Genomic DNA, 8,485 nt, shown 5'->3' with positions numbered 1-8,485 from the left:
TCTCATCTTTACCCCGTACTAAAATTTCAGATATTATAGCCTTTTACTTGTTTCCGGACAACCTCTTATATATAAAAAAAAATGTGAACGTTATGTGAATATTATATTAACAATATTAAACCTTGATTTTAATATTATTGCTCATATATTCCGATAAGATACCATATTTGGGCAAGAAAATCTATGTACATAAATAAAATTGATGTGAAGAGTAGAGTAGGATATCTACACCAACTGTACTTAAATTTTTTGATATGACACACACTCCAGTTTTGTTAAAAGAGATGCTATCACTACTATCACCGCAGGATGGTGGCATATACGTGGACGCCACATTTGGAGCTGGAGGGTATAGCAAAGCAATATTGGAGTCAGCTGATTGCAAGGTATATGCAATTGATAGAGATGAAACGGTAACTAAGTTTTATGATGATTTAAGCGTTAGATATCCCGATAGAATAAAACTATTCATTGAGAAGTTTAGTAATATTAAAAGTATACTAAGCAGCGTTGAGCCATCTCCTGTCATCCCAGTACTTGATACTGGAAAAAATAACTGGTCACGCGCTGGAATGACATCAAACGGAGTGGATGGAGTGGTCTTTGACATCGGAGTTTCATCTATGCAGCTTGATAACGGAGATAGAGGGTTCTCATTTTTACATGATGGTCCACTCGATATGAGCATGGATAACTCTTCTTATATAAACGCTTCAACGTTTGTTAACGCTTTACGCGAAGAAGAAATCGCAAATACTATATATAACTACGGAGGCGAACGTCATTCTCGCAAAATTGCAAGAGCAATAATAAATGCACGGAAGAAGAAAACTATCAAAACTACATTTGAGCTTGCGGATATTGTACGTTCCGTGGTATTTCGTGGAAAAAGCAAAATTGATCCTGCAACCAGAACATTTCAGGCAATCAGAATATGGGTAAACGATGAGCTGGAAGAACTTGAAAAGGGTATTAAAGCTGCATCTGAGATTTTAAGTGAGAATGGCAAATTAATTGTCGTCACCTTTCATTCCTTAGAAGATCGTATAGTCAAAACTTTTTTTAAAGATTTATGTGCTACTGATTGCAAGACATTCTCTCTGCTAAATAAAAAAGTGATCGAAGCAAGTATAGAAGAAGTAAGTGCAAATCCGCGTTCACGCTCAGCAAAACTAAGAGCTATACAGAGGTTGTCGTGAGAACTTTCTGCATCATCTCAATAGTTATGTTTTTTCTTAGCATTGTAGGACTATTTAAGGTAAAATTACATGTTCAGTCGTTAAATAGAGAGCTAATAAAAATAAAAAGTGAAATTAATTTAGTACAAAGTGATATGAAAGTTTTACAAGCAGAATGGAGCTATTTGAATAATCCAAAAAGACTTGCAAGCCTTGTAAAGAAATACCTGAAAAATAACTCTTTAATACTGGCTAGCCAGGTTAAAAATCTTGACTCTCTAAATGGCCGCAGTGTGCTAGCACAACTTAAAATCCATGATCAACAGTGAGATTAAGTCTTATTTTTTACAGATGAGCACATCACAATAAAACTTACTTTGTATCCGTTCAGGATAGCGGCAAGGTAGTATAACCATAGAGTAAAAGTGAGTTTACAACAAATGGTGTCATCCCAGTGCTTGACACTGGGATCCAGCCTTTCCATAATCATCAAAAACATTGTATTTTAACGTAAAACAGCTATTTTTATGCTTACCAACTTAATAAAATTCCTGGATCCCAGTGTCTGGGCACTGGGATGACAAAGGAGAGCAGTGTCAGCTACTTGCATAACACCATTTGTTGTGCAACTTACTTTAGTATGAAATTGCTTGCGTAAGATTTTGGCAGCCTCTTAACATTTTTTGGCATTTCAATTATGTATTTAACGTTGCGTTTTTTTGCGTAGAATACTGCTTTTTCAAGAGAATCAAACTTTAATACAATCTGTTTTTTTGGATCTTTTGAGCCAACCCACCCCATCAAAGGTTCAATGTAGTAAGAGCCAGATTCAATTTTTAGGTGCCAGAAATTTGTATTACCTAAACCAGATTGTGTTGCAGTTCTTGTTGGTTTATAAATCCTAAAAACTACTTTATCGTCAATGCCCATAGTTCTTGTTAAATAAGCTTAAATATATATCTAAATAAATCCTTTCACAAACAATTAGTATGAAAGAATGAAGTTTGAAATAAATATTTTTATGTTATATTATTGTTAAATTATATTAAAAGGATTAGCTGAATAGGAGTAACCGATGACGCAACAGGAAATAGTAACAATTAATGCAGAGTTACGTGATATAACAAAAACAAAAGCGATGCATTCTCTAAGGAAGAAAGGAAACATCCCTGGAATCATATATGGAAAGGGCCATGATAATGTAAATTTGACATTGTCTGCAAAGGAATTCACAAAGCAATATAAGTCAGGCTCTCTTTCTGCACATTTGATAGAGCTGAATATTTCGGGCAAAAAGGAATATGCTCTTGTTCGCGATATCCAATTGCATGTAGTAAAGGATACTGTGCAACATGTTGATTTTCAGTTTGTTGATAAAGGCAGTGAAATTAAAATAGACATACCTCTATCATTTGTGAATGAAAGTAAAGCTCCAGGAATCAAATTAGGTGGAGTGCTTAATGTTTTGTGTCGTTCTATTGCTGTTAAATGCTCTCCTGATAAAATACCTCAGGTTATTGAAGTTGATTTATCCGGTAAAATGATTGGCCAATCTATACATATCAATGATGTAAAATTACCAGAAGGTGTTAAGTTTGTAGCTCATGAAGAAGAAAATTTTACCATTGTTACAATTTCTGCTGCCGATAGTGACGTTGAAGAACCTCAAGCAGAAACAGAGGAATAGTGCACCTGATAGTTGGGCTTGGTAACCCTGGTAGTCAATATGAGTTAACTCATCATAATATCGGCTTCATCGTAGTTGATACAATTTGCAAATATTGGAATTTCCATTCGTTCTCTAAAAAAGCCGATTATCTGATAACCTCTGGCATAATTAATGATAATAAAATTATGTTAATAAAGCCTTATTCATTTATGAATAATTCAGGCATCCCTGTTGCAAAAATACGAAACTTTTACAAATTATCGCTAGATAATATCGTTGTCATACACGATGACGCTGATTTGGAACTTGGAAGAATAAAAGTAAAGAAAGGTGGTAGTTCTGCTGGACATAATGGACTTAAATCCATAGATAGTTTTATTGGCAACGATTATTGGCGCTTGAGATTTGGAGTGGGTAGACCTGAAGATCAAAGAAGCTTAGCAGATTATGTGTTATCAAAATTTTCAAATTTTGATAATGTTACTCCCTTAGTGGAAAAAATAGCAAAAAATATACACTTAATGCTGCAAGGAGATAATACAGCTTTTATCAATTTGATTGTATAATATTACGAAACACAGGAAGTGTATGGTCCCAGAGTGTGATGGTGTGGATTTAGTATGAACAATTCAGGAGATTTTGTCCACTGTAAAGATATAAACTCAAAAGGTGTAAGACCCTTAAGAGTTTTGAGTCTTTTAGCATAATTGTAGGCCATAACAAAGTCATAAAGATGCTCTTTGAGTTGCTGGTGAGACTGATAGTAATACTTCTTAACAGTGGCATTCTTTAAAGTTTTGTTCATACGCTCAACTTGCCCATTTGTCCAAGGATGGCTAACTTTTGTTAGACGGTGTTCAATGTCATTTTCTTCACAAGCTCTATCAAATATATGTTGAAAAGCGTATTTATGGCGTTTTTGGTTGGTAAATTGTACACTGTTATCTGTCAAAATAGTGTGGATTTTATATGGTAAAATTTTAATCAAATTACGTAGAAACTCAGCAGCTATAGGTTTTGTAGCACTTTTATGCAACTCAACATACGTAAATTTGGATGTTCTATCTATTGCAACAAACAAATATAACTTTCCTTCTTCTGTTCTGACTTCTGCAATATCAATATGGAAATAGCCTATAGGATATTGTTTGAATTTCTTTTTTGGTTTAACTTCGCCATCAACATCTGGTAGTCTGCTAATGCTGTGCCTCTGTAAGCAACGATGTAGACTAGAGCGAGTCAAGTGTGGGATTGAGGTTTGCAAAGCGTAGAGACAATCATCTAATGGCAATAGAGTATGCTTACGAAATGCAACAATTACAGCCTCCTCTTCTAAAGTTAAAACAGTTGATCTTGCATGCTTCGGACCCATATCAGCGTCTTTGGCAAAAGACCGTTTTCTCCATTTAATGATAGTTTTTGGATTAAGGTTATAGTACCTGGAGAGTTTTGCTATGCTCTCTTTACTATTTTGTATTGCTCTACGAATTGTCTCTGTTGTTTTGGCGCACCCATGTAATATTTGTCCCATAATTCCTCCTTTGATGGTATTGTTTTCTCATATTTTATCATACCATCACACTCTGGGACCATACATCCCCCCCCTCCCCCCCTAATTCCTATATCAAACCTTTCTTTACTAGATTATATAGTCAATATAAAAAGCCATATAAAATTGCTTCCACTGCTGCCATGAGGAAATTGCTTATTCTTGCTAACTCTTTAGTCAGAGATGACAGGGTTTTTACTGAGGAATATAACTCTCTGTCTGTTTCTATCTCAGAGCCAGTATAGCTGTGGATAAGCACGTTTATACAGATAAAAGTACTTATCCACAGCTACATCAATTTTTCTATTGACTTTTAACACAACTGCTGAACAGATACATTCGTCATCCCGCTACGTGTTAGCGGCCAAGATACCGCGGCGGTATGCCGTGGGAAACCTGACTTGCATTAGCTATAAAATAGTGATTTATATAAATCCCATAGCATGCCGAATGAAGCGTTTTTTGAGGAAATTTGAATTTTCAACTGCAATCAAGCCAAGATTTCTTAGTGCTTTAGCGCAGAATATTCTGTTGGAAAACATCCTATTTAATCCATCAGTTGCAAGCGCCATTGTAAAATTATCAAAGTATCTGTTACGTGAAATTTTCTTTAATAAATAACTACTGCCAACATCAATACCAGATGCTTTTGCGGCAACTACGTGCTTTATAATACTTTCTACATCTCTAATTCCAAGATTAAGCCCTTGACCTGCAACTGGATGAATTGAATGTGCTGCATCGCCGATAAGCAAAACTCTACCCTTATATGACTTTTTTGCGAAAACAAAACTTAAAGGATAAAGTTTTCTTTCACCCTCTAATTTTATCTCTCCTAAATAAGAACCAAATCTTTTTTTAAGCTCTATAATAAATTCTTCTTCAGACAGATCCATTAGCATTTTTGAAATTTCAGATTTTTCTGTCCAAACTATCGAAGAAGTATAGCCACCCTTCATCGGTAGAATTGCAAATGGACCGCCAGGGAAAAAACGCTCCACAGCTAAGTTTTGGTGATGCAGTTCATGCTTTACATTAAATACTATGCTACTTTGTTTATAGTCAAATTTCACTGTCGGTATAGAAAATAACTCTGGTAATTTAGAGTTTTTGCCTTCAGCACAGATAAGTAGCGATGATATTAATTCCTGGTTATTATCAAGAATCACTTCCACATATCCTGAATCACAAGCAATTGTTTTATAGGAATGTGGAGAGTATATATTCAGTTTATTTAGAAAATTATTGTTGATTGCATTCCATATAGTAGCATTGTTGATAACATAACCCATTGGCTCTTCGCTAACCATTTTATGATTGTAATGCACAGTAACCGCATCTAATATGCATATATCAAGTATTGGCTCAGCTTCACTTTCCACAAACTGCCAAATCCCTAACTTTTCCAATATTTTTTTCGAGCCTTGAGAAATAGCAAATGCTCGATTATCATCTACTACACGTGGTAGACTATTTTTTTCAATCACAGCTACAGACACAGAGTCACAACTGAGGCCAATGGCAGTAATAAGACCAAGTAACCCACCACCTGAAATGATTACATCATAATTCATTTTATTTACGCTAATTGTAAAATTATATTTTATCTGTTTTGAAAATAGTTTAAACAAACTTTATAGACAAAGACCTATAGCTAACCCAAGAAAGGTTTCCCTACGTCATACCGCGATTCATTCCATAGCTGTACGAACATTGCAATGTGGCACATAGTAAACGATGTCATGAAAGTAGCTGACACTGGAATTCAGAAAAAAGGATGATGTTATTCCAGTGCCTCTATGATGTCATCCCAGTGCTTGACACTGGGATCCAGCTTTTTCATAATCATCAAAATGTTGTATTTTAACATAAAACAGCTACTTTTATGCTTACCAACTTAATAAAATTCCTGGATCCCAGTGTCTGGGTACTGCCCACTGGTGGCCCAAACTACAACGTTCGTACAGTTGTGCGCGGTATAGATTCCGCTAACTAGTAGCGGAATGACGGTTTTTCAAATTGTCGGTAAACCTAAGCTACTTTAGCTATATCATCTTGAGAACACCTAAAAGTAAACTTCTGTAATAAAATGTTAATTACTTCATGCTAAGATAGATCTTATTTTATTAAAGGTATTAGTTTATGACTACAGATTGCAAAGCAAAAATGTTAAATTGCATTAGTAAGTACAGAGAAGAACTTGGAGAAAACAAAGCAGCAATCAAACAAACTTTAACTAATGATAAAATCAATATAAGCGATCACTTTTACCAGGGTGATAAAATCTGCAACGAAGAAATATTTAATGTAGGAGGCGAGTGTCAAGATACAAAACATGGTAACTCAGAATATACGTATGATGACTGGAAGCAAAAAATTGAAAAATCTCATGCTAAAGATTTGCTAAAAATGCTACAAGATAAAGCAAAAGACAAAATATTAAAGAGTTTTGAAGATTATGAAAAGTATCATGAAAATGCTGTTGAAGCTATAAAAAGAGAATTAGACATAGATTCGAAATTAAAGGCAATATTCAGAGAAAAGCAACAACCAGAAACTGATGAAACTCGAGCATATTATGACATTATACGAGGTTTGTATGAAAATGGAGACATGGATTCTCAATTAAAGTGCAGAGATCTTGATTGTTTTGATAGAACAATAAAGGATAATCTATCCCAAAAACAATCGGAATTAACTAATATAAAGAATAACTTTTTAGATGATACACAAAACATCTTTAAATATATTCAAGTTGAAGATAATATTTGATAGACGAATATCTATTTTATAGTAAAGAGGACAGACGAATTCTTAAAGTCTCTTTGCGTAAAGCTGTGTTTTTTTTAGAATTTTACAGCTATGCAATGTTTTACTATTTCCAAAGCAATATCTTTATAAATTTTTGCCAAATCCTCACTTAACATTAAAGGATTTCCGCAATCAGAAGCATGGCATATTTGTGGATCTAGAGGAACTCTGCCTAGAAGTTTGATGCCCAGCTCCTCAGACATTTTTTTTGCACCGTCTTTTCCAAATATGTATATTTTTGAGCCGCTTTGAATGAAATAACTCATATTTTCTACAATGCCAATAACCGGTACGCTGAGCTTTGTAAACATATCATAAATTTTGCGAGCATCGATTAAAGAGAGCTCCTGTGGAGTTGAAACTATTATCGCCCCAGTTAAGTTAAAATTTTCCATAAGACTTAAATGCACATCGCCAGTTCCAGGTGGTGTATCAACTATCAAATACTCTATATCGGACCATTTTGTTCCCATTAGCAGATTATAAAGTGCTTTTGTAATCATAGGTCCGCGCCATCTTGCTGCACGATCTTTATCGATAAAATAGCCAATTGAAATAGTATGCAGTCCATACTTTTCTATAGGCATTGCTTTACTATCCTGTATTTCTGGCTTTAATTTTTCAGCGCCAAGCATTTTAGGAATTGAAGGACCATATATATCTGCATCAACCAGCGCAACTTTGTGTTTTAACTTTGCTAATGAGAGAGCAAGATTTAGCGCAACTGTGGACTTGCCCACACCGCCTTTACCAGAGGCCACAACGATTATATTTTTCACTCCTTCGATATGTAATTTAGCTTTTTGTTGCCCAGTTTGTTTTTGACAAGTAGCAACCACGGTCACTTTTGTCACCCCCGGTATAGCTTTAACAGCTTGCTCACAATTTCTTCTTAATTCTTCATTTGCTTGCGTGTTACCGGCAACTTCAAGCACAAAACCAACATCTTGACCTTTAATAATAATTGAGGATATTATGCCAAGAGCGATCACATCTTTACCGCTTTTTTGCTCTATGACTTTTTTTAAGTTCTCTCTTACAATTTTTTCGTTGATCATTAGCCTTTTAGGTGATTTCTTCCTGAAGTCGTTTAATCTCAGCTTGAGGAAGGCCGGTTGTCTGAGAGATAATATCAATAGAGATGTCAGCCTTAAGTAGGTTTTTTGCTACTTCAATCTTTCCCTCATCAAGTTTTTTAGCGAGGATGCCTTCTTCTTTCCGCAGATCCATTATTCTTTCTTCATATGCTACTAAATCTTTTTCATTCCAGCTAAACCT

At 34.9% G+C, this 8,485-nt stretch carries 9 protein-coding genes and 1 pseudogene; 5 read left to right on the top strand and 5 right to left on the bottom strand.

Annotation, left to right across the window (positions count from 1 at the left end):
- Window positions 1-254: 254 nt before the first annotated feature.
- Entirely contained in the window at window positions 255-1,199 is a 945-nt protein-coding gene (rsmH, locus tag OZD62_RS04425) for a 16S rRNA (cytosine(1402)-N(4))-methyltransferase RsmH (RefSeq protein WP_010962409.1), read from the top strand.
- Window positions 1,196-1,507 (top strand): cell division protein FtsL, encoded by a 312-nt coding sequence (gene ftsL, locus OZD62_RS04420; RefSeq protein ID WP_010962410.1) that lies wholly within the window; start codon window positions 1,196-1,198, stop codon window positions 1,505-1,507. Before rsmH ends, ftsL begins: the two co-directional genes overlap by 4 nt.
- A 301-nt stretch (window positions 1,508-1,808) precedes the next feature.
- Here ftsL and OZD62_RS04415 read toward each other — a convergent pair whose 3' ends face one another.
- Complete coding sequence (locus tag OZD62_RS04415) at window positions 1,809-2,108, bottom strand: NADH dehydrogenase ubiquinone Fe-S protein 4 (protein WP_010962411.1); 300 nt, start codon at window positions 2,106-2,108, stop codon at window positions 1,809-1,811.
- Between the two features lie 145 nt (window positions 2,109-2,253).
- On the opposite strand from OZD62_RS04415, the gene OZD62_RS04410 reads away from it, so the two are divergent.
- Together OZD62_RS04410 and pth are read left to right on the top strand one after the other, a co-directional pair.
- A complete protein-coding gene (locus OZD62_RS04410) occupies window positions 2,254-2,865 on the top strand; it encodes a 50S ribosomal protein L25/general stress protein Ctc (RefSeq protein WP_010962412.1) in 612 nt (203 codons plus the stop codon).
- Window positions 2,865-3,413 (top strand): aminoacyl-tRNA hydrolase, encoded by a 549-nt coding sequence (gene pth / locus OZD62_RS04405; protein ID WP_070356754.1) that lies wholly within the window; start codon window positions 2,865-2,867, stop codon window positions 3,411-3,413. The genes OZD62_RS04410 and pth overlap by 1 nt, the downstream gene beginning before the upstream one ends.
- Window positions 3,414-3,415: 2 nt before the next feature.
- Here the strand turns inward: pth and OZD62_RS04400 are convergent, their stop codons facing one another.
- Both OZD62_RS04400 and ubiH read right to left on the bottom strand, forming a co-directional pair.
- Window positions 3,416-4,378 (bottom strand): IS481-like element ISWpi4 family transposase, encoded by a 963-nt coding sequence (locus OZD62_RS04400; RefSeq protein WP_006279689.1) that lies wholly within the window; start codon window positions 4,376-4,378, stop codon window positions 3,416-3,418.
- A gap of 443 nt (window positions 4,379-4,821) precedes the next feature.
- Window positions 4,822-5,970 (bottom strand): 2-octaprenyl-6-methoxyphenyl hydroxylase, encoded by a 1,149-nt coding sequence (gene ubiH / locus OZD62_RS04395; RefSeq protein WP_275019513.1) that lies wholly within the window; start codon window positions 5,968-5,970, stop codon window positions 4,822-4,824.
- Between the two features lie 568 nt (window positions 5,971-6,538).
- Here ubiH and OZD62_RS04390 point away from each other — a divergent pair.
- On the top strand, window positions 6,539-7,168 hold the full coding sequence (locus OZD62_RS04390) for a hypothetical protein (RefSeq protein ID WP_010082230.1): 630 nt from the start codon (window positions 6,539-6,541) through the stop codon (window positions 7,166-7,168).
- Between the two features lie 74 nt (window positions 7,169-7,242).
- Here OZD62_RS04390 and OZD62_RS04385 read toward each other — a convergent pair whose 3' ends face one another.
- Both OZD62_RS04385 and OZD62_RS04380 read right to left on the bottom strand, forming a co-directional pair.
- Complete coding sequence (locus OZD62_RS04385; protein WP_275019511.1) at window positions 7,243-8,265, bottom strand: Mrp/NBP35 family ATP-binding protein; 1,023 nt, start codon at window positions 8,263-8,265, stop codon at window positions 7,243-7,245.
- A gap of 7 nt (window positions 8,266-8,272) precedes the next feature.
- Window positions 8,273-8,485 (bottom strand): annotated as a pseudogene (locus tag OZD62_RS04380) (hypothetical protein); the annotation flags it as partial.

This window comes from Wolbachia endosymbiont of Drosophila seguyi (assembly GCF_028981765.1).
Lineage (GTDB): Bacteria > Pseudomonadota > Alphaproteobacteria > Rickettsiales > Anaplasmataceae > Wolbachia > Wolbachia pipientis.
Note: the sequence above shows the minus strand (reverse complement) of the source record. Positions and strands in the feature narration are given on the sequence as shown.